We start from the raw sequence: 22,320 nt of genomic DNA, 5'->3' as shown, positions 1-22,320 counted from the left end.
CAATCGGCATCTTCCCTGCAGTTGGTAAAGATGTCTACTCCGGCTTTTCCGGTTTGGCAGGTTTCGACGGCTTGCGTCTGAATTCCCTTTTGGAAGATTTCTTTTCTTCCTTGTTTATTTCCGGTATTTCCAGTATCTCTTCTTCCGGTGCCAATGTACGCGGGAGAATCTGTCCGTCCACCGGTACTGCCGCAAGCGGAAGCCAGATGACGAATGTGGTTCCTTTGCCTTTAGCGGTGATCACTTCCACCGAACCTTCATGCTCATCGATAATCCATTTGGCGATCGATAATCCCAGTCCGGTTCCCGGCGTTACACCGCGCGACTCATCCGCCCGGTAGAAGCGTTCAAAAATATGCGGTACTTCTTCCTGATCCATCCCGATCCCGGAGTCGGTAATACGGATACCAATCTGATCTTCGTATAACACGGTATCCAGCGATACGATACCCTCAGGTGTGTATTTAAACGCATTTTCAATAAAGATAAACAGCATCTGCTGCAAATAGTCCTTGTTGCCATAAATAAAGTATTCCTGCAGGCTCGACGTATCGGCAGGCTGCCAGTCGGCACGATGAGGTATAAACTGTGCACGGCGCACGACTTCTTCCACCAGTTCGGCTGCAGGCAAGCTCTCCTTGGCAATCATCTGTCCGGCATCGGCTCTCGCCAGGGACAGCATATCATTTACGAGCCGGCTCATGCGCTTGGATTCGTCTGCAATATCATTGATCGCTTCCATAGACATTTGTTTGAGACTCTCTTCATCCAGATGAGGCGCTTCATGCGGCTTTTTGTTCCATGCCTTTTGCAGCAGATCGACATTGCCACGGATCGTCGTGAGCGGTGTACGCAGTTCATGCGATGCATCCGATACGAACCGGCGCTGCGCGGTATACGCTTCGGCCAGATCTTTGTAAAAGGTCTCTGTCCGGCTGAGCATGCCGTTGACCGTGCTGATCAGCTGACCGATCTCATCGTTGGGACCATCATAATCAATACGGACACTGAGGTCTCTGCCGTTCTGGATCTGATTGGCTGCCTTGATCACTTTGCCGATCGGCGCCATCGATTTGCGGGCGAGGAACAGACCGAGCGTAAAGGCGATAAACAACGTTGCCAGAGACCCGACGATCAGAGTCACCCGCAGGTCGTCAAACAGCTGATGAGCATCCGTCATGTCTGCTGCGATGATCAATACACCGAGCAGCTGTGCCTTTCCGTCGTCATCGATCGCACCGGGAATACCTGCATAGGCTACCAGATAGGAACGTCCGTTGTAGTCAATTTGTCTGAGGTCATCCGGGATTTTGTTGGCTGCCGGAATCTCCAGGAAGCCCCCGTTATATGAAATATCCTTACTGCTGTCCGTATAATTTCCGAGCTTGATTCGGAACCCCGACTCCAGCAGGCGGTTATAATCTTTGCGCGAAGGGGCCATATCGACATGCCCCTCGCTATCCGGCATACTGACCGCTACCTGTATGCGGCTGATCTGATCATTCAGCCGATTGCGCAGCTCCTGATACGTATTGAAGTAAACAAAGGTATATATAGCAACACTGAACAGCATCAACGTCACCGCTAATATGCCGGAATACCATACTGTCAGTCTTAAGCGTATTGACATACTGTTAGTCCTTTCTTCAGCTGTTGCTTCTCAGAATATAACCGGCGCCCCGAATCGTCTGAATCAGCCGCTTGCCGCCGTGCTCTTCTGTTTTCTGGCGGAGCATGGCAATATAGACTTCCAGCACATTGGACTCTCCGCTGTAGTCATATCCCCATATTTTATCCATAATCAGATCTCGCGACAGCACCCGCTTCGGATTCTGCATAAACAGATGCAGCAGTTCAAATTCCTTGGCTGTCAGCTCCAGCCGTTGTCCGTCTCGCATCACTTCGCGTGCATCCGGATCGAGACTCAGATCTTCAAACGTCAGACGGCTGCTGCTCGGATTGTTCGTATCCGGTTTGCGGCGCAGCAGAGCGCGCACCCGAGCCAGCAGTTCCTCCAGTGCGAACGGTTTGACCAGATAATCATCAGCCCCGGCATCCAGTCCCTTGACCCGGTTCTCCACTTCGTCCTTGGCGGTCAGCATCAGGATCGGCACCGAACTGCCGGCTTCCCGTACGCGGCGGCACACTTCGAATCCATCCACCTGCGGCATCATGACATCCAATACCATTAGCGCCGGATCATTTTCCAGCATTTGATTCAACCCTTCCGCACCATTGGATGCGGTCAGCACTTCGTACCCTTCAAAAGCCAGGCCCCGGCGGAGCATGGATATAATTTTCTCATCGTCATCAATAATTAGAATAGTCGGTCTCATGGCTTGTTCTCCTTCGGACAGGTTTATGGGCTATAGCAGCATATCCTGTGTTATTCGATAGTTAGTTCCATTGTATCAATGAATGGATAAATACACTATAGCCGCACAAAAGGCGGAAAGGAATATCCCTTCCGCCTCCAATCTATAGTTACCGGATGCAGTCATTGATCCGGATCATGAAATATGAGGTACTGCAAAATGCCTGTTTATATGCCTGCTTGCTTGGTATGAAGCCCTGATCTTATTGTCCGCTACCGGAGCCGTTCATGGTGTTCTCATAGTTATTGCGGTCGCCGATTTTCACTTTGACCTGCGACGATTTGCCGTCACGAATAATATTCAGGGTCACGGTATCCCCTACCGACAGCTTCTGGATCGCTGCAATCAGATCCTGGCTGTTGGAGTAATTGGTGCCGTTGATTCCGGTGATGACATCATAAGAGCGCAGATCTGCCTGGTAGGCAGGAGATCTGTACAGTACTTCGGTCACGACAGAGCCGCTGGTTGTATCAATGCCCAGCTGCTGGGAAATCTCCGGAGTCAGCGTCATCAGAGAAGCTCCGATAAATGGAACTGGTGTAGCCGGAATTTCCTTGCCATTTTTGAGTTTGTCCACTACCTGGGATACTACATTGGATGGGATCGCAAATCCGATACCCTGTGCTCCCTCGCTCACCGCAGTATTGATACCGATAACCTGGCCGTTCATATTGAGCAGCGGTCCACCGGAGTTACCAGGGTTGATGGAAGCATCGGTTTGCAGCAGATGTTGGTAGTTTGTTGACTGACCATTGGATGCATCGGAGGCAGTGATTTCACGTTCTTTTGCACTCAGTACACCTGCGGTCACCGTATGATCGAATCCCTGTGGGTTACCAATTGCCACTACCCAGCTGCCGATTGTCATATTATCGGAATTGCCGAGGGAGATATAAGGGAAGTCGGTCTCGCCTTCGGTCGGTTCAATTTTCAGAACGGCCAGATCGAGGTCATCGCTTTTACCCATCAGTTTGGCTTCATAAGGTGTTTTGTTATTTTCCAGCGTTACCTGAATAACATTCGCTTCACCTACGACGTGGGCATTAGTCAGAATATAACCGGTTTTATCGAAAATAAACCCGGAACCGATACCGAGCGGTGTTAGTGAACTGGATGAGCCGTTACCACTGCCACTACCATTTCCACTGCCGCCGTAGCCTCCACCATTGCCACCGCCGCCTTCTCCCTGATCACCGAAGAAGAAACGGAACATCGGATCACTGTACGGGTTACTGCCGCTGCCCCCACTGCTGGAGCGGGAATTGGAGTAGGTCTCGATTTTGACGACTGCCGGACTCGCTGTTTTGGCTACATCCGCCACATCTGCAGAACCTGCCGGAAGAGCAGCTTGTGTAATTCCACTGCTGGGTGGAGTCGTTGCTGTTGTTGTAGCAGCGCTGCTTACAGCTGGAGCATCCGGGGTGAACAGATTTGCACGATCTGCACCATACATTCCTGCTGTCATGACGATCATGCCTGCCAGCACGGAAGCCACTACTGTTTTTACGGGGCTTTTCGGTTTGTTGTATTGGAACTGGGCTGGCTTGCGACCGCCGGCATCTCCGCCGCTGCCATTGTAGCCATTGCCATTGTAGTTGTTATGGATGTTGTTCAGTGGATCTGTATTGTCGCTGCGATGATTGCTTCCGGGGGCGGAGCTGTAGATTGGTTGTACAGGCTGAGGAGGAGTTACCTCTACATCTCTTGCTGCCGGCACCGATTCCTGATAGGATTCTGTCGGCTGTTCTTTGTCTTTGTTAAAGGATTGGAATGGACCGTAGGAATAATAGTGTGATTGTCCATTGTTAGTGCCCGCTTCGTTCGAATTTGCTGTATTTTGGTTTTGGCTGCCAGATTCCGAGCCGTTATTCAATTCATTTCTGTTCTTGTCTTCCATGAAGATAACCTCCCAAATTCCCATGATATGAATGCCGCGTGTATGTCTCACTTGGTACATTCTTATATTCGCTTATTAACCTTAATTGCACATTAAAAACAATTAAAAAGATAATAAATCCAAGGTCAATAATTGAATTTTCATGGAAAAGAGGGAATACCTGCGATTTGCGCGATCAGAGGCTGTTATGCTTCATTATACGGGCGCATTATTAATATTGGGTCACCCATCCTTTGCGATGGGCATAGATGGCCAGCTGGGTACGATCTTCCAGTTCGCACTTCATCAGCAGGTTGCTGACATGCGTTTTGACCGTTTTGATGCTGATATGTAATTCTTCCGCGATTTCCTTATTGCTGAGTCCTTCGGCGATCAGCATAAGCACTTCACGTTCACGGCCGGTCAGGTCGGAAGCTTCTTCCTGCACAGAACTGCGCTGGCGAATACCGCGGGTGAGCGCCTGGGAAATGTCTCCTGTCATGACTGGCATTCCGCGGCTCGCTCCCTGAAGAGCATAGATCAGCTCTTCGGCAGAGACGGTCTTCAGAATGTAACTAACTGCTCCCGCTTCAATCGCCTCCACGACCATGTCGTCTTCCAAAAAGCTCGTTAAAATGACGATTTTTAGATGCGGATAGCTCTTGAGAATGCATCGGGTCGCTTCAACACCATTCATCACCGGCATCATCATATCCATCAGAATCAGATCCGGCATCTCTGTATCTGCATACTGATCCAGCAGATCGATCACCTGCTGGCCGTTGGCCGCTTCGGCGATTACTTCAAATTGTTCCTCCAGCATCAGATATGTTTTCAGCCCCATCCGCACCATATCATGATCGTCAGCCAACAATATTTTGATCTTGTTCACGCTCATTCACTCCCCTGGAATTGGTATCAAACTTGGGAATATGGATACGGATGGTCGTTCCCGCTCCAGGCGTACTGATAATCTCCGCCTGCCCGCCCAGCTTCTCCGCACGCTCCGACATGATGGTCAGTCCATAGGAACCCTGCTTGTGTATGCCCAGATCAAACCCTTTGCCATCATCACTAATATGAAGGGCGATATGATGAGGCTCTTCCTGCAGCGACAGACTGACAATCGTAGCATCCGCATGTTTGACGATGTTGGCGAGTGCCTCCTGAATAATGAGAAAAAGCTGACGCTCCTTGGCCTCAGTCAATTCCCCACTTAGTTCAATATCCTGCATGCCCTTGAGTCCATTGTGACGGCAGTAATCCGGAAACCAGACATCCAGCGCTTCGGGCAGGGATCGTCCTTCCAGTTCCATCGGGCGCAGCTGGGTAATCAGCGCACGCATCTGCTTCTGGGCCAGCTGGGACATCTGGATCAGCTGCTCCATTACAGCGCGGGCCTGCTGCTCATTGCGCTCCAGCACTTTGGGCAGAGAGGACGCCGACATATGAATGGCAAACAGCTGCTGGCTGACCGAATCATGCAAATCTCTGGCCATTCTCCGTCTTTCTTCCAGTACGGCAGTCTCTGTCTCCCGTGTACGCTCCATTACATCCCGCTCACCGAGCTGCTGCAAAATATGCATTTTGCGTTCAACCGTGCCCATCATCTCATTGAACTCCTGATGTACACGGTTAAATGAGGCATCTTCACTCGGTCCCATACGAGTGTTAAAGTTGCCTTTGGCCACCTGGGTCATCTTGAGATGCATATAATCGATTCGCCGCTGTACCCGCTGACCGGCCACATATCCGGCGACAAGCGAGACCACGATCAGTCCGCCAAAATAATAGAAGGAATTATCCGGCAGATACTGCAGATTGGAACTCCGGCTCAGCGCCAGATAGATCATGCTGGACATCAGAATGCCAAACATTCCGAAAAATCCAATCAATTCCCATTTCAGGTTATTGAACCATTTTGTTCTCATCGCTTATCATCCCACCCGACTGATTACAATATCTCCAATAAATACACTCACTGTAATCTCCACACGCTTGCCGACCGACTCGTAATCTGCTGTTTCCTTGTTGATATGACTCATAAATCCTTCGGTCATATCGCTGAGAATATTCATGTCTCCGATAAAGGAATTACCCTGTGCCTTGAAAGCCACTTCCACACCACTCGGAATAAATACTTTAACATCTCCGATAAAAGCGGAAATGGTCACCGGGGTCACGCCATAAGGAATCTGGGCTCTTGTCAGGTCCAACATGGTATCCCCGATAAAATGCGAGATATTCAGCGGTTTGAGTTCAAAGTACTCTTTGCCGATATGCACATCTCCGATAAATCCCGACCGCTGCTCTGCATGACGGTGTCTGGAGCTGCAGCTTCTTCCTTTATGATACTGCTTCCATTGCTCATGATGCCACTGCTTATTTTGGCGGGCTCCATTCATTTGCTGTCTGATCTGCTGTTTGAGCTGCTTTTTGAAACGGCGCTTATCCTCTTTCCAGTCACCTGTAGATGGATAATCATAGTAAGATGCAGGCGGTGGCGTACTCTGTTCATAAGGCCCTTTGTCCTGAAAAGCCGGATCGTGCCGATATGCCCGCTCGGATGGCTCCTGATACTGCTGTCCGAATCCCTGCCGCGGCTCTGCGTCCGGCGGTGTCGGTGTGCCCATTTTCTCGTTAAACAGATCGTCCAGCGGAGAAGATACAGGCGGAGGCGGCGGTGCGCTGTAGGAAGGCTCCGGTGTCTCCGGCGGCTGATGCTGATCATGGCGACGACGCTTTTCCTTTTTGCCAAACAATATTTTCACACCGGCAGCCACGAGGAATACCGGCAGCAGGAAGCGGATCATCTCGCCCATCGAGTAATCGTAAAATCCAAGATTGCGTCCGAGGAAATATCCACCCAGAATGGTCATGATCCAGCCGCCGACGTCTTTTTTGCATTTGAACAGCAGCTCATTCAGGCCGATCTCCAGCAGAATCAACGGCCATAACAGGTAAAGTACATCACTGAGACCCCATTCGATCATATTCATCCGATTCAGGAGGAAAACAATGCCGACCCCGATCAGGGACAATCCCCAGAAGGTTTTACGAAACATATATCTGTTCATATCCGTTCCTCACTTTCCTGTATTCCAGCTCAATCTGTATGTCTTATACGTAGTGTACCTGCAAATTCGTCTTCATCATAGCGGCAGCAGGATGAAAGTGTACTCGGTCTGCAGACCGAGACGCCTGGCAGCTGCTGATGGGTTATACAGCTGTGCGATAAATTTGCTGCAGGGCAACCGGGGATACGGCATAGCAAAAACCCCGATTCCTGTATAACAGGATCGGGGTTGCGTAGACTCTCTACCCACTGTATATCCGCTCTGTTGGCAATCAATGCACAACCGAACCGATAACTACCAAGAGGAATGATTTTAGAAAATGGTACGGTCTGCGATCTGCTGGCTCAGCAGCTTGGCTGCTTCTTCCAGTGGCATGGTGCCGATATCGCCTTCGCCGCGTTTGCGGACCGAGACGCTGTTTGCGTTCATCTCGTTCTCACCAATAACGAACATATAAGGGATTTTCTCCAGCTGGGCTTCACGGATCTTGTAGCCAAGCTTCTCGTTGCGCAGATCGGCTTCAACCGTAATGCCGCTCAGACGCAGCTGATCTTCGACTTTGCGTGCATAATCGTCAAATGCGGTCGATACCGGAATGACTTTGGCCTGTACAGGGGACAGCCACAGCGGCAGCGCACCGATAAAGTTCTCCAGCAGGAAGGCTGTGAAGCGCTCCATTGTACTGATTACACCACGGTGAATAACGACCGGACGATGTTTCTGTCCATCATCTCCGATATATTCCAGTTCAAAGCGTTCCGGCAGCAGGAAGTCCAGCTGTACGGTAGACAGCGTCTCTTCTTTGCCCAGTGCGGTACGGATCTGCACGTCCAGCTTCGGACCATAGAATGCCGCTTCGCCTTCGGCTTCGAAGAACGGCAGTTCCAGTTCTTCCACAACTTCACGCAGCATACGCTGAGACATTTCCCACATTTCGTCGTTCGGGAAATATTTCTCGGTATCCTGCGGATCGCGGTAGGACAGACGGAAGCGGTATTCTTCGATACCGAAGTCTTTGTATACCTGCTGGATCAGCTGGATAACACGGGCGAATTCGTCCTTGATCTGATCCGGACGTACGAACAGATGCGCATCATTCAGTGTCATCGCACGTACACGATGAAGTCCTGTCAGCGCGCCGGACATTTCGTAGCGGTGCATCATGCCCAGCTCGGCAATACGGATCGGCAGATCACGGTAGCTGCGCAGATCGCTCTTATACACCATCATGTGATGCGGGCAGTTCATCGGGCGCAGTACGAGTTCTTCGTTGTCCATGGACATGACCGGGAACATATCTTCCTGGTAATGCTCCCAGTGACCGGAAGTTTTGTATAACTCGACATTACCGAGTACCGGCGTATAGACGTGGCTGTAGCCCAGTTTTTCTTCCAGATCGACGATGTAACGTTCGAGTGTACGACGCAGCTTGGCACCGTTTGGCAGCCAGATCGGCAGACCCTGACCTACGAGTGAGGAGAATGTGAACATCTCCAGCTCTTTACCAAGTTTGCGGTGATCGCGTTTCTTGGCTTCTTCCAGGAAATGCAGATGCTGTTCCAGTTCCGGCTTTTTGTTAAAAGCTGTTCCGTAGATACGCTGCAGCATTTTATTTTTGCTGTCACCGCGCCAGTAAGCACCGGCTACGCTCAGCAGTTTGAATACTTTCAGCTTGCCTGTGGAAGGTACGTGCGGTCCACGGCACAGGTCGAAGAATTCACCCTGGTCATACAGGGTAATGATGCTGTCTTCCGGCAGTGCCTCGATCAGTTCGATTTTGTAAGGATCTTCGAGTCCACGGAAAATCTCCAGCGCTTCCGCACGGCTCACTTCACGGCGTGTGATCGGCAGATTCTCGTTTACGATGCGTTCCATTTCCTTCTCGATCTTTTGCAGATCTTCCGGGTTCAGGGAATGCTCCAGATCCATATCGTAATAGAAGCCATCTTCGATAACCGGGCCTACGCCCAGCTTCACTTCTTTGGCACCGAACAGACGCTTAACCGCCTGTGCTGTCAGGTGGGCCGTACTGTGACGGATCACTTCCAGGCCGTCCGGGCTGTCCGCCGTTACGATCTCGACCAGTGCACCGTTGTGCAGAGGAGTGTTCAGGTCAACGACGATACCGTCGAGCTTACCTGCCACCGCGTTTTTGAACAGACTTTTGCTGATCGAAGATGCGACATCTCCGATATTGTTTCCTTCTTCATACTGACGAACAGAGCCGTCAGGCAATTTGATTTCAATAGCCATGGTAAGTGTTCCTCCTTGTGAAAGTTACTTCTTTGATTCATTAAAACAACAAAAAACGCCCGTCCCGGTAAAGGGACGAGCGTTGTAGTATATATGCCCGTGGTTCCACCCTGATTTGATTCTGGTAACAGTGCTGTATGCGTCTGATCGGCTCCGGTTCCTTTGGAATGTAAAAGGGATGATTGGAGGAACAAACTAGCGGCTGCTGGACAGAATCCTTCATTGCATCGGGTAACGGTGATGAACCGATGGAGCTTACTGCCGGACTTATGTAGCATCGATCGCCGGGTTCAACATCATAGCTCGGAAGTGGTAAGGTCATAGCTGTCACGGGAGGAAATTGCAGCGTGTTGATTTCCCTCTCTCTAACCGGACGGTTCCATGCCTCGTGTCTTCGTCATTGCTCATGTATTCATTTTGATTGCTGTGCTTCAATCATTATAAAAGTGTGATCCATACGCGTCAAGCATTCTGCACGAATTGTTACTTTACATGGGGATAAGAGAATGTGTATGGATACAGAATAGTGGATATTCCTATTCAAAAGTAATCTGCTTGACTACCTTTTCCTCAAAGCTGCGGACGGTAAATGTGCTGCCTTCCAGGATGCCGTAGGAATGCGGGTAGTCTTCTTTGGGCAGAGCGATCGAACCCGGATTAAGCAAATAGATGCCATCCCGCTGCTCGGCTACCGGGATATGGGTATGCCCCTGGATAAACACATCTCCCGGCTTTAGCTGCGGCAGATGTTCCATGCTGTAGCCATGTCCGTGAGTGACATAGATTTTGCGGGATTCATGATAAAGGATAACATAATCGCCCATCATCGGGAACTGCAGCAGCATCTGATCGACCTCTGCATCGCAGTTGCCCCGCACGGCAATTACCTGATGCCGGTAGCGATTGAGCGTATTGGCCACTTCGGCCGGATTGTACTCATGAGGCAACGGATTGCGGGGACCGTGGTACATATAATCGCCGAGCAGAACGATCTGTCCCGGCTTCTCCTGCTCCACTTTCTCGATCGCACGGTTCAGCCAGTACAGGGAACCATGGATATCGGAGATGAACATAATTTTCATTACTATACCTCCTCGGGATGGATGAATTTTGAAACGCATGTGCATATGGACTTTTCGAGCAGCTATTATATAGTAGGTGGTTCTTCATATATAATGTAGCACAATGTCATGAAATGAACTAAGGACCCTATCAAAAAGGCTCTGTAACCCGATTATGGATTACAGAGCCTTTGTCTTGTCTGTATGAAAGGGAAATCAAGCTGCTCCCTGATTAGTTCTGCATAATAAAATCACGCTGGATTTTTTGGCTCTCATCGTCAAATACTCTAAGAATATTGTACTTGGTATCGCGCTGTGCAGGAATTTTGCCTGCTGCACGAATGATGTCCAATGTCTGCTCAATATTGACCTTATGCGTTGTACCTGCAGCGGATACGACGTTTTCTTCCATCATCGTGCTGCCAAAGTCATCGCAGCCATAGCTCAGCGACAATTTGCCAACTTCCGGTCCCATTGTTACCCAGGAAGACTGGAAGTGCTTGATGTTATCCAGCACGATGCGGCTGATCGCCACGTTTTTGAGATACTGCTCCGGCGTCTGTTTCTCTGCCTTCATATTGGTGTTATCCGGCTGGAATGTCCAGGAGATAAACGCCAGGAAGCCTTCGGAATCGTAGCCGTTCTGGATACATTCATCCTGGGCTTCGCGAACACGCAGCAGATGCAGCGCGCGCTCTTCCATGGATTCGCCAAAGCCGATAACCATCGTCGCAGTCGTATTCATGCCTACTTTGTGTGCTGTCTGCATCACGTCCATCCAGTCGCGCCATGATCCTTTGAGGCGACTGATTTTGCGGCGGGTACGGTCATCCAGAATCTCGCCGCCGCCACCTGGCAGGGAATCAAGGCCTGCTTCGTGAATCGCGCGGATCGTATCTTCCATCGACATGCCGGACAGCTGCTGCATTTTCATAATCTCTGCCGGGGAGAAGGAATGCATGGTGATATTCGGGAAATGTTCTTTGATTTTGCGCAGGATATTCAGGTAGTATTCGAAAGGCAGGTCAGGGTTCACGCCGCCCTGCATCAGAATCTCTGTGCCGCCTACATCTTCGGTTTCCTGAATCTTTTGCAGGATCACTTCGTCAGGCAGTACATACCCTTCGGCAGAACCGGGACGACGGTAAAACGCACAGAAACGGCAAAATACGTCGCATACATTGGTGTAATTGACGTTACGTCCGATAACAAAAGTGGTGATCGGATCAGGGTTTTTGCGAATCATCAGCTGGTTCGCGGTATGGCCCATTTTCTCGATCTGATCGGATTCATATAGTGCAATAGTATCTTCCAGGTCCAGACGTCCACCTTGCAGGGCTTTTTCCAGGATATGATCTACTGTATTCATATTATAGCCTCCCTATAACCTATTTCAGGCATCAAGGTATGATGTCGAAAAGTAAATTGGATGTTGTTCTGTTCATATTCCAGTAATGTCATATACCCGCTATATCTAAAAATTAAAATAATTTCGATAGCGACATGACTTATCGTAACATATTTCACATTTGAAAAATAGGCATGGAAATGACAGTCCGGTGATTTTTGCGATAAAAATACAATTTCCGCAACATATTACAGAAGCTTTCTTCCTACTAGCAACCGGATCAAAATCGGAAGGGTCTGATTCCAACTCATCGGCATCCTTTTTGCATATATACTCCGCCTTCGATTGCCATACACCTGCTATTTATATAAAAAAGGAAGACGCCTGCACAATAAAGGCGTCTTCCTGCTATACGCAGCTGCATCTGCTATTGGATCATTATAGCGCAGCCTGCTTCATTCAAACGGTATGATCTGCTATTACAAGGAACAGAATCTATTTCGTACACCAGCCGATCAATTGCCAAATTCACGCGGCGAGTTGCCCTGGCCGTTCGAAGCAATGGTACCGCCATCGACCGGCAGAATCACACCGGTAATGTACTGTGCATCCGGGCTGGCCAGGAACAGATAGGCAGGTGCCACATCTTCGGCATCGGCGATTCGCTGCAGCGGCACACGGGACTTGAATTTCTCGACCAGCTCCTGTCCGCCCTCTTCCATCATCGGCTTGGTCATTTCAGTTACGGTAAAGGCTGGAGCAATCGCATTGACGCGTATGCCTTTCTCACCGAGCTGCAGTGCCAGCGATTGTACAAATAGACTGATGGCACCCTTGGTCGCATTGTAGGCCGGGTGCGGCCAATCGCCGGCCAGACCGGAGACGGAAGACGTTGCAATAATGGATCCTTGGGATTTTTCCAGATGCGGTACGACTGCCCGTGCCAGATATACCTGTGAATCCACATTCGTCGTACGCATATTTTCCCAGTCTTCGTCGGTCAATTCTTCGATCGGACCGGCTACCGATACACCGGCGTTGCTGATCACGACATCCAGCTTACCAAAATGATCCACCGTTTGTTGAACAAGCGCGTCGACCTCGGTACGCTTGCGCACATCGGTCGGTACGATCAGGTATCGGTCATCGCTGTAACCTTTCACGATTTCTTTCATTTTATCTTCACTGCGCGCAGCGAGTACCACATTCGCGCCATTCTCCAGAAATGCAACAGCTACAGCACGTCCAATCCCTGTGCTTGCGCCAGTAATCAATACAATCGAGCCGTCAAAAGGATATTTGTTCTGTGTCATATGCAGTTCCCTCCGTATTTACTAATCAAATTCAACGTTCTCACGTATGGTCATTACCCGCTGAAATAAAATATAAACGATGGTAGCGTATACATGAGAGAAATGAATGTACAGGCCAGAAACCGACTGTCACATTAAAAATCGGTATGTTCATATTGACTTGCTCTCTGGATATGAATTCCGATCATCAGAGCAGCAGGCTTACTGCGATTGTGTAAGCTCACAAGTATACGTAAGCACTTTGCCACCTGATTTAAACATCATCTAAATTCCCGGAAATGTTTCTACAATAAAGAAAAAACTCCCGTATGCAACAGGAGTTGTCGTAAACCATCTATCTATTCACTCATCTATCCATTCAGCCTATAGCTGCTTTCTTTATCTGTAAAAAGCTGTGTAGCACTAAAGAAAGATTCTGCGAATCATCCTGCTCCTACGCCAGCGCCTGCTCCAGATCGGCGATCAAATCTTCCACATCCTCCAGCCCCACCGAGAAACGCAGCAGTCCATCGGTAATCCCTCGTTCTGCCCGGACACCTGCACCCATGGCGGCGTGGGACATCGTTGGCGGATAGGAGAGAATGCTCTCGACGGCCCCCAGACTCACTGCTACGAGCGGCAGCTGCACCCGGTCCAGTACCTGCTTGGCACGCTCGCCGGAACCGACATCAAAGGAAATGACCGAGCCGAAGCCTGTCGACTGGCTCACATGCACTTCATGCCCCGGATGATCCGGCAATCCCGGATAATAGATACGGGTAATATCGCTGCGCTTGCTCAGCCACTCGGCCAGCCGGGCTGTGCTTTTCTCCGAATGGGTCATTCTCGCGCCCAGCGTCTTCATCCCGCGCATCAGCAGCCAACAGTCCTGCGGTCCGAGTACACTGCCAAAGCTGTTCTGCAGCTGCTTGAGCTGTTTGCCCAGCTGCTCGGTACGGGTCACGGCGAGTCCGGCCAGCACATCACTGTGACCACCGAGGAACTTGGTCGCACTGTGCAGGACAATATCTACGCCCAGCTCGATCGGCCGCTGGTAATACGGAGTCATAAACGTATTATCCAGCAGCGTCAGCAGATGATGCTCTCTCGCCCATTCGGTTACCGCATGAATATCGGTAATTTTCAGCGTCGGGTTGGAAGGGGTCTCCATATAGACGGCGCGCGTATTCGGACGCAGCGCTCCTTTGACCTGTTCCAGATTGGTCATATCGACAAAGGAAATCTCGATATTCATCCGGTTGAGAATCGTCGTCAGCAGACGATACGTTCCTCCGTATACATCCTCGGTGACGATGACATGCTCACCCGCAGACAGCAGGAAAAATGCGGTCGATATCGCTGCCATTCCCGATGCAAAGGCAAATCCGTTCGTCCCTCCTTCCAGCAGGGCGATGTAATCTTCCAGCGCCTGACGTGTCGGATTGCCGGAACGGCTGTAATCATGCTGCGGCGGATTCAGAATATCTTCCTGGTGAAAGGTCGATGCCTGGTAAATTGGCACACTCGACGCCCCTGTCGCCCGGTCGATTTCTCCGCCAAAATGAATCAGCTTCGTATCGAATCCGCGTGCCTGCTGCGCTCCGGCAGCAGGATGACCGGAGGACGCAGGCTGGTTATGGTTATGCTGCCCATTTCCACTCATCCGCTCACGCTCCTTCCTTCCACTTCAAGACGTGCAGCTTCCAGCGCCTGATCCAGATCCGCGATCAGATCATCCACATGCTCGATGCCGACGGAGAAACGCAGCAGACGGTCATCCACACCAATCGCATCACGTATTTCCAGCGGAATATCCGCATGCGTCTGGATCGCCGGATACGTCATCAGCGACTCTACCCCGCCCAGACTTTCGGCAAAAGCGATCAGCTTGATATGACGCAGCAGTGGTTCCACATAACGGGCATCGGTCACTTTAAAAGAGAAAATACCGGTATTGCCGCTCGATTGTCGATTCTGTACATCATGGCCCGGGTGGTCCGGCAGCGCAGGATAGTACACCTGGGCAATCTGCGGATGCTGCTGCAGGTGAGTGGCAATCGCTGTGGCATTGTATTCGTGACGCTCCATACGCAGAGCCAGTGTCTTCATTCCGCGCATCAGCTGGTAGGAGTCTGTCGGCGACAGCACTGCGCCGATGGAATTGTGCAGGAAAGCCATCTCTTCGGACAATTCCTTGCCTTTGGTAATGATCAGACCGGCCAGTACATCGTTGTGTCCGCCCAGATACTTGGTCGCACTATGGATAACGATATCCGCTCCCAGCTCAATCGGACGCTGGAAAAATGGTGACAGCAGCGTATTATCCACTACAGTCAGCAGATTATGCTGCTTGGCCCAGCCGGCTACTGCCGCTATATCGGTAATCATCATGAGCGGATTGGTCGGTGTCTCGATAAATACGGCCCGGGTATTGTCCTGACGGATCTTATCCATGGCTTCCAGATCATTGGTATCCACGTAGGAGGCGGTAATGCCGAACTTGGACAGAATGCGCTCCAGCAGACGATACGTTCCTCCATACAGATCCAGCGAGACAATCAGATGATCGCCCTGTCCGAACAGGGAGAAAATAGTCTGCAAGGCGGCCATACCGGAACTACAGGCAAATCCGGCATCACCTGACTCCAGCTCGGCAGCTGCCTGTTCCAGTACCGCCCGCGTCGGATTGGTCGTACGGATATAATCAAAGCCTGTACTCTTGCCGAGTGCCGGATGACGGAAAGCGGTAGATTGATAAATGGGAAAGTTGATCGCTCCGGTTACCGGCTCCTGCACAGAGCCGATCTGTGCCAGCCGGCTTTCGATATTAAGGGATGAATCCTTTGCATTATGGTCCGTCATTCGTAATTTCCTCCTCTGGGGTATATGAGCCATGAATAACTGTACTGCGATTGGTTATTGGAGTTCCCAGGAATGTGTAGATGCGGAAAGTCCAATTGAGTTAACATTTCCAAAAGGTTATATCTTTTATTCCGGGGAACAGGTCAGCGTCAAATGGAATACTGCCCTACTTGCGCCTTCTCGTTACCCAGATCATATGGAGTCTCCTGGTACACATAATAATTCAGCCAGTTGGCAAACAGCAGATTGGCATGTGCACGCCAGGTGGACGGCGGAGTACGGGTTGGATCATCATTCGGATAATAATTTTTCGGAACGGCGATATCCATGCCTCTGGCGATATCACGGTCATATTCCCATTTCAGGGACAGCGGATCGTATTCGGAATGACCGGTGACAAAGATCTGCTTGCCGTCGCGCGTCGCTACGATGTACACACCGGCTTCTTCGGATTCGGACAGAATCTCCAGCTCTTCGACTTTGGCGATATCTTCATGCCGCACTTCGGTATGGCGGGAATGCGGCGCATAGTATAACTCGTCGAATCCACGCAGCAGTTTGACATTGGTCTTGTTGAGCGTATGCGGGAATACGCCAAAACATTTCTCCGGCAGGTCCACTTTGGGAATACCGAAATGGTGGTACAATCCCGCCTGCGAGGCCCAACAGATATGCATGGTCGAAGTGACATTGGTCTTGCTCCAATCAAAGATCTCCTGAATCTCTTCCCAGTAGTTCACATCTTCAAAGTCCAGCGTCTCTACCGGCGCACCGGTAACGATCAATCCGTCAAACCGCAGATGCTTCACTTCCTGGAACGTTTTGTAAAAGGTGTTCAGGTACTCGGCAGATGTATTTTTGGAAGTATGGGATTCGGTATGCAGCAGATAGATGTCTACCTGCAGCGGACTGTTCCCGAGCAGACGCAGCAGCTGGGTCTCGGTCGTCTCCTTGGTTGGCATCAGATTGAGCAGCGCTATTTTAAGCGGACGAATATCCTGATGGTACGCATGGGATTCATCCATCACGAAAATATTTTCTCCGGCCAGTACTTCCTTGGCGGGCAGGCTGTCAGGGATTTTGATCGGCATGTTGATTCACTCCTTGGGGTCAGTGTAAGTAGTATGAGGGTAGGTGCAGGGTTGAGAAATCAGCGCCATATACGCAAAAAAGACCTTTCTCTGTCTTGCACACTGAGAAAGGTCATATCCGTAGAATTCACGTCTATAAGCGCCTCTCTCATCTGTCAGCAGATACCAGATACTTCATCGTAGGATGTACCTGTATCTCTGCTAGAATTAGCACCGTACGGTATATGACCGCCGGTTGCCGGGCTTCATAGGGCTAGTCCCTCCACCTGCTCTTGATAAGATTCGCTTTATTCAATTGTGTTAAGCCGAATTACTTATATCATAATTTATACTAATTTTGTATCTATCGTCAAGGGTGAATTGGTCCGATAAATAAGTTATCAGGCATGATTGTTTTTAAAGCTTGAAAGCCTGCTGTCCCCACGGTATACTTAACAAGTATTTGACGTATTTTCATGTTTTTCATAAAAGTATTTGAATCCAAAGAGGTGAATTTCAAGATGGAAGGCGACCCGAGGCCGAGCTGGCAGTACAGGAAGTCACAACTGCAGGAAATGAACGACAATACGATACCGGAGGAGCGCGCCATTTTTGAAAATGCATTTTTTTCATATACAGCGAAGCTTTAAATAAGTATGTATGATTGCCGTGTATTTTCCTGCTCACTTTAACCAAAAAAGGAGTAGAGGAATATGAAAATTCGGCACGTGAATGCTGGTAACTTTACACTCATTGAAGATATTAACGAAGCGCTGGTGGCTCCTGACGAAGGATTTTACTGGATTGACGCCGGTCTTGATGACCTGATCCTGCTTCAACCGCTGTTTATGCTGCATGATCTGGCGGTCGAGGACATGATGGGCGATGAAGAGCAGCGTCCAAAAATTGAAATCTACGAGAGTCATTACTTTATCGTGGTTAACAGCATCCGTTTCGATGATGAAGAGATTTTCCTGCGCGCTTTGAACATCTTCCTGGGGCGTCATTTTATTATTACAGTGACCCGGCAGAAAATCAGCGAACTGCGGACACTTAAGCCGATTTTGTGGGAAGAGGAAGTCAGCCGTCCGGATAAATTCATGTACCTGCTGGTCGATCTGGTGGTGGATAACTACTTTACCGTCGGTGACCGAATCGAGGATCAGATCGAGCGTCTGGAAGAAAATATCCTGATGAACACCAAAAAGTCGCATCTGAATGAAATTATCGGTCTGCGCGGCGAGATTCTCTGGCTTAAGCGCGTGCTCGGTCCACAGCGTGAGGTCATTAACACGCTTAACAAAAAAGACCTGCGTCTGATCGACGATCAGCTGCAAAAATACTTCAGTGACGTCTACGAGAATGCGGTCAAAGTATCCGAGATGTTTGACACCTTCCGCGATCTGATGGGTAACTTGCGAGAAGCCTACCAGTCCAGTATCGCCAACCGGGCGAATGAAATTATGCGTGTGTTTACAGCGATTACGACCATATTCATGCCGCTGACGGTGATTACCGGTATATACGGAATGAACTTTGAATACATGCCGGAACTGAAATGGCATTTCGGTTATCCGATGGTGATCGGCATCATGATCATTCTCGGTCTGACCATGTTCTTCACTTTCCGCAAAAAAGACTGGATCTGAAATGAATAAAGCTGTCCTGCCCCATCGGTTAACGGGGATCAGGACAGCTTTTTTGTTGTTACATTGTGATTACATCGCAGTGGTAACCTGTTATATATAATGAATTGGCAAAATGGATAAGGTATGGCCGATCATGGAATCTCCATCCATCTCTCCATCGTCTCGGCATTCAGGTGAGTCAGGCTGGCAACGGTGAAATGCGCATGGTCAATAACGTGCTGGATGCTGACACCAATCGTCTTCATACCCACTTCACGAACCGAGCGCAGGCAGTCTGCCGAGTCCTCAATTACCATACAGTGGTACGGATGAATATTGACGGATTCGGCGGCGAGTACGAATACTTCCGGATCGGGCTTCGGATGTTCAATATCCTGTGCCTGAATAATGGAGGCAAAGTAGTCATCAATACCGAGGCGATCCATAATCTCCCGGGCGTCCGGACGATCTGTCGCCAGCAGAATAGTGACATTTTGCTCCTTGAGTTGCTGCAGCAGTTCCACTACACCAGGCATCAGATATTCACGGTAAATGTATTCATGGGACAGCGGATTGCTGAGTACATTAGGATCCCATTCTGCCTGCGGCTTGGCATCCATTGCGCTATCCTCACCATCATCGCCTTGTACAGGCGCCGGTTCTTCAGCGGGTTGCTGAGCAGATTTGCTCTGCTTCGCGGACGGCTTGTTCTGTTCTTGGGACGGCTCGGCAGCCATATGCATAGATGCCTGTTCATCCGAAGAACGAGCAGAAGTGCCTGCCGCTTCCGTATCGGTGCTGGTATCCGCTTCGTTATCCGGTGCCGATTGGGCCAGCTCCTCCACTGCCTCGGACTCTGATTTACCGTTACCTTCCGAAGACGGACTGCCGGCACTGCCCAGTACTCCATTCTCCTCATGTTCTACCGTTGGCAGCGGCTCCGGTGCATATTCCAGGGAATGGGCAGGTGTACCGCCAAAGTAGATATCCTGCTTCTCTGGCATCGGCATCAGCACCCCTTCCAGACCAAAGATCACCGCCCGAAGGGCACGGTTTTTGATAACGAGCGGCTGGGTCAGGGCGACAAGCCGTTCATGTCCGTAATGCTCAATGATCAGCGGTTCTCCGCGAATCAACCGGTAGGTCGTCAGATTGCCATCTATGGTAATCTCCAGCAGACGCTTCTGGAACTGTACGCGGAAGCTGTAGCGTGTCCAGCCCGGCGGCAATTTCGGTTCAAAATGAAGCCTTCCTCCATACTGCCGCATCCCGGCAAACCCGCCAACAATCGTCAGCCAGCTGCCTGCCATGGAAGCGGCGTGAATCCCGTCTTTGACATTGCTATGGAAATCATCCAGATCCATCCGTGCCGACTGGATAAAGAAATCATAAGCCGGGTCCATTGTGCCGAGCTCTGCTGCCATGATCGCATGAATCGCAGCAGACAGCGAGGAATCATGCGTCGTCAGCGGCTCGTAATAAGCGTAGTTGCGCACTTTTTCCATTTTGGTAAACCGGTGACCCATCAGATACATCGCCAGAATCAGATCGGCCTGCTTGAGCACCTGATGACGATAAATAACGAGCGGATGGAAATGCAGCAGCAGTGGATATTTTTCGGGCGGCGTATTTTCAAAGTCCCAGATCCCTTTGTCCAGGAAAGAATCATCCTGCCCGATCAGACCACTCTGGCGGTGAATGTACATGGACTCTGCCGCGCGTTCCCATACGTCGATCTCTTCATTGGTCAGTCCCATCGGGCTGCAGATCATCGCTTCATAAGAGTCGGGATCAGTATCACACCATTTCTTCAATTCCCGAGCCGTAAATTCCAGCTGGTCCTTGACCATAATGTTCGTATAGGTATTATTGTTCACCATCGCCGTATACTCATCGGGACCAGTGACTCCGTTAATGCAGAAGCCTTTTCCCGGAATCCAGTCGCCGGCAGACATGAAGAATCGGCAGGTCTCCACGAGCATCTCTAACCCTTTGGTACGCAGGAATTCCTGATCGTCCAGCGCTTCGGTATACTGGATGATCGCATGGGCCACATCCGCATTGATGTGATACTGTGCGGTTCCGCCCGGATAATAGGCAGACACTTCTTCCCCGCCGATTGTACGCCACGGATAGAGTGCACCCGAGCCGGCCATCTCGACAGCACGTTCCCTTGCTTTGGGCAGGGTATGATAGCGGAATTCCAGCAGCTGATGCGCCAGATCCGGCTGGGTATACAGGAAGAACGGCATGATGTACGTCTCGGTATCCCAGAAATAGTGACCTTCATAACCTTCCCCGGTAATCCCTTTGGCACCGATATTGGTACGTCCGTCCCGGCCGACCGACTGGAACAGATGGAAAGCATTGAAACGCAGCCCCTGCTGCAGCATCTCATCGCCTTCCACCTGAATATCCGCGGTTTCCCAGAATTCATCCAGACGCTGTCTTTGCAGTTCTGCCAGCGCTTTGAAGCCGTCTCTCATCACATCCTTAAGTGTGGACTCTGCCAGAATCGGCAGATGCGCTATCTCATAATCCTTGGAAGTGTAATAGACGATCCCTTTCTCCAGCACCGCTTCCGTGTCCTGCTTGAGTGTAAAGGTGAAATGCTTCTCCAGACGCTGTTCCTGCTGCTCGCTCTTGAGTTTGTATTTGCGATTCGTCCGGTGATCGGCTGCACACCAGAGATGGAATTCGGTCTCTGTCGTGCGCTGCTCCAGCGCCATATAGGTACTCTCTTCATGCTTGCCAATTGTATTCAGCACCTGTCCGGTAAAGGCGGCCCCGGCACGCGGATCACCTTCGGAGATTTCATTATGCACTTCTCCGTTCAATGCGGATACCAGTGTAATCTCTCCGGAGAAATTCAGCGGTTTGACGGTATAACGAATCATTGCCACATGCTTGTTGGCAAAGGAAACCAGACGCTCGATCCGGATGGAGATACATTTGCCTGTCCCGCTCTCCCATGTAATCTGGCGAGTCAGTATGCCGGTCTGCATATCCAGGGTGCGCTCATAATCGATCAGACGCCCGGCCAGCAGGTTGAAGCGCTCTCCCTCGATCCACAGCTCGATAATCTTGCTGTCGGTTACATTCAGCATCGTCTGCCGTTTGCGTGCGTAACCATAGGCTTCCTCACCATAGATGATATCCGCCGAATCATAAAATCCATTTAGATATGTACCGTTCAGTGCATCCACTTCCGGTACATCCATACCTTCCTCAAAGTGGCCTCTCATTCCAATGTATCCGTTAGCCACGGTGAAAACCGTCTCACTTCTGCGGTTATACTGCGGATTATATGAAGTCTCACGAATTGTCCATGGTTCTACTGTATAGATCGTTGTTCCTTCTCTCATTCCGTTGGCTCCTTTCTGATTTGGACTGCTGCTTCAGATTATGCTGGTTCCGATGGTTATGCCATACCTTTCATATATTCATGCAGCATTGGATTGCATAAACATACCCTCTA

The 22,320-nt window shown here is 50.2% G+C and carries 15 protein-coding genes and 1 riboswitch; of the genes, 1 reads left to right on the top strand and 14 read right to left on the bottom strand.

All coding sequences use genetic code 11. The features are described from left to right. Nucleotides 1–34: 34 nt before the first annotated feature. From WH45_RS16350 to metA, 13 genes are all read right to left on the bottom strand, one after another. A complete protein-coding gene (locus WH45_RS16350) occupies nucleotides 35–1,630 on the bottom strand; it encodes a sensor histidine kinase (protein WP_046215502.1) in 1,596 nt (531 codons plus the stop codon). Nucleotides 1,631–1,646: 16 nt separating this feature from the next. Continuing rightward, complete coding sequence (locus WH45_RS16345) at nucleotides 1,647–2,336, bottom strand: response regulator transcription factor (RefSeq protein WP_046215501.1); 690 nt, start codon at nucleotides 2,334–2,336, stop codon at nucleotides 1,647–1,649. Between the two features lie 241 nt (nucleotides 2,337–2,577). Continuing rightward, nucleotides 2,578–4,272 (bottom strand): S1C family serine protease, encoded by a 1,695-nt coding sequence (locus WH45_RS16340; protein WP_046215500.1) that lies wholly within the window; start codon nucleotides 4,270–4,272, stop codon nucleotides 2,578–2,580. 211 nt (nucleotides 4,273–4,483) lie between these two features. Beyond that, nucleotides 4,484–5,149, bottom strand: a complete 666-nt coding sequence (locus WH45_RS16335) for a response regulator (protein WP_046215499.1) — start codon at nucleotides 5,147–5,149, stop codon at nucleotides 4,484–4,486. Further along, nucleotides 5,115–6,182: a sensor histidine kinase gene (locus tag WH45_RS16330; RefSeq protein ID WP_046215498.1), complete on the bottom strand. Its 1,068-nt coding sequence runs from the start codon at nucleotides 6,180–6,182 to the stop codon at nucleotides 5,115–5,117. The genes WH45_RS16335 and WH45_RS16330 overlap by 35 nt, the downstream gene beginning before the upstream one ends. A gap of 6 nt (nucleotides 6,183–6,188) precedes the next feature. Continuing rightward, entirely contained in the window at nucleotides 6,189–7,328 is a 1,140-nt protein-coding gene (liaF, locus tag WH45_RS22925) for a cell wall-active antibiotics response protein LiaF (protein WP_052723818.1), read from the bottom strand. 312 nt (nucleotides 7,329–7,640) lie between these two features. Next, nucleotides 7,641–9,581, bottom strand: coding sequence for a threonine--tRNA ligase (gene thrS / locus WH45_RS16320; protein ID WP_046215497.1), 1,941 nt, complete (start codon nucleotides 9,579–9,581; stop codon nucleotides 7,641–7,643). Nucleotides 9,582–10,117: 536 nt separating this feature from the next. Continuing rightward, nucleotides 10,118–10,663, bottom strand: coding sequence for a phosphodiesterase (yfcE, locus tag WH45_RS16315; RefSeq protein WP_046215496.1), 546 nt, complete (start codon nucleotides 10,661–10,663; stop codon nucleotides 10,118–10,120). A 211-nt stretch (nucleotides 10,664–10,874) separates the two neighbouring features. Then, nucleotides 10,875–12,011 (bottom strand): cyclic dehypoxanthinyl futalosine synthase, encoded by a 1,137-nt coding sequence (gene mqnC, locus WH45_RS16310; RefSeq protein WP_046215495.1) that lies wholly within the window; start codon nucleotides 12,009–12,011, stop codon nucleotides 10,875–10,877. Between the two features lie 494 nt (nucleotides 12,012–12,505). Then, nucleotides 12,506–13,303, bottom strand: coding sequence for a meso-2,3-butanediol dehydrogenase (locus tag WH45_RS16305; protein ID WP_046215494.1), 798 nt, complete (start codon nucleotides 13,301–13,303; stop codon nucleotides 12,506–12,508). A 433-nt stretch (nucleotides 13,304–13,736) separates the two neighbouring features. Then, nucleotides 13,737–14,945: an aminotransferase class I/II-fold pyridoxal phosphate-dependent enzyme gene (locus tag WH45_RS16300; RefSeq protein WP_046215493.1), complete on the bottom strand. Its 1,209-nt coding sequence runs from the start codon at nucleotides 14,943–14,945 to the stop codon at nucleotides 13,737–13,739. Continuing rightward, the gene (locus WH45_RS16295) at nucleotides 14,942–16,144 is read right to left on the bottom strand and encodes a PLP-dependent transferase (RefSeq protein ID WP_046215492.1); all 1,203 of its coding nucleotides are present in this window, start codon (nucleotides 16,142–16,144) and stop codon (nucleotides 14,942–14,944) included. Before WH45_RS16295 ends, WH45_RS16300 begins: the two co-directional genes overlap by 4 nt. Nucleotides 16,145–16,293: 149 nt before the next feature. Beyond that, nucleotides 16,294–17,235, bottom strand: coding sequence for a homoserine O-acetyltransferase MetA (gene metA / locus WH45_RS16290; protein WP_046215491.1), 942 nt, complete (start codon nucleotides 17,233–17,235; stop codon nucleotides 16,294–16,296). Between the two features lie 145 nt (nucleotides 17,236–17,380). Then, a riboswitch (SAM riboswitch) is annotated at nucleotides 17,381–17,517 on the bottom strand. Nucleotides 17,518–17,927: 410 nt separating this feature from the next. Here metA and corA point away from each other — a divergent pair. Beyond that, the gene (corA, locus tag WH45_RS16285; protein ID WP_046215490.1) at nucleotides 17,928–18,863 is read left to right on the top strand and encodes a magnesium/cobalt transporter CorA; all 936 of its coding nucleotides are present in this window, start codon (nucleotides 17,928–17,930) and stop codon (nucleotides 18,861–18,863) included. Between the two features lie 131 nt (nucleotides 18,864–18,994). Here the strand turns inward: corA and WH45_RS16280 are convergent, their stop codons facing one another. Further along, nucleotides 18,995–22,207: an HAD-IA family hydrolase gene (locus WH45_RS16280; RefSeq protein ID WP_046215489.1), complete on the bottom strand. Its 3,213-nt coding sequence runs from the start codon at nucleotides 22,205–22,207 to the stop codon at nucleotides 18,995–18,997. Between the last annotated feature and the right edge of the window lie 113 nt (nucleotides 22,208–22,320).

Origin of the sequence: Paenibacillus wulumuqiensis (genome assembly GCF_000971965.1) — a bacterium.
GTDB classification, from domain to species: domain Bacteria; phylum Bacillota; class Bacilli; order Paenibacillales; family Paenibacillaceae; genus Saccharibacillus; species Saccharibacillus wulumuqiensis.
Note: the sequence above shows the minus strand (reverse complement) of the source record. Positions and strands in the feature narration are given on the sequence as shown.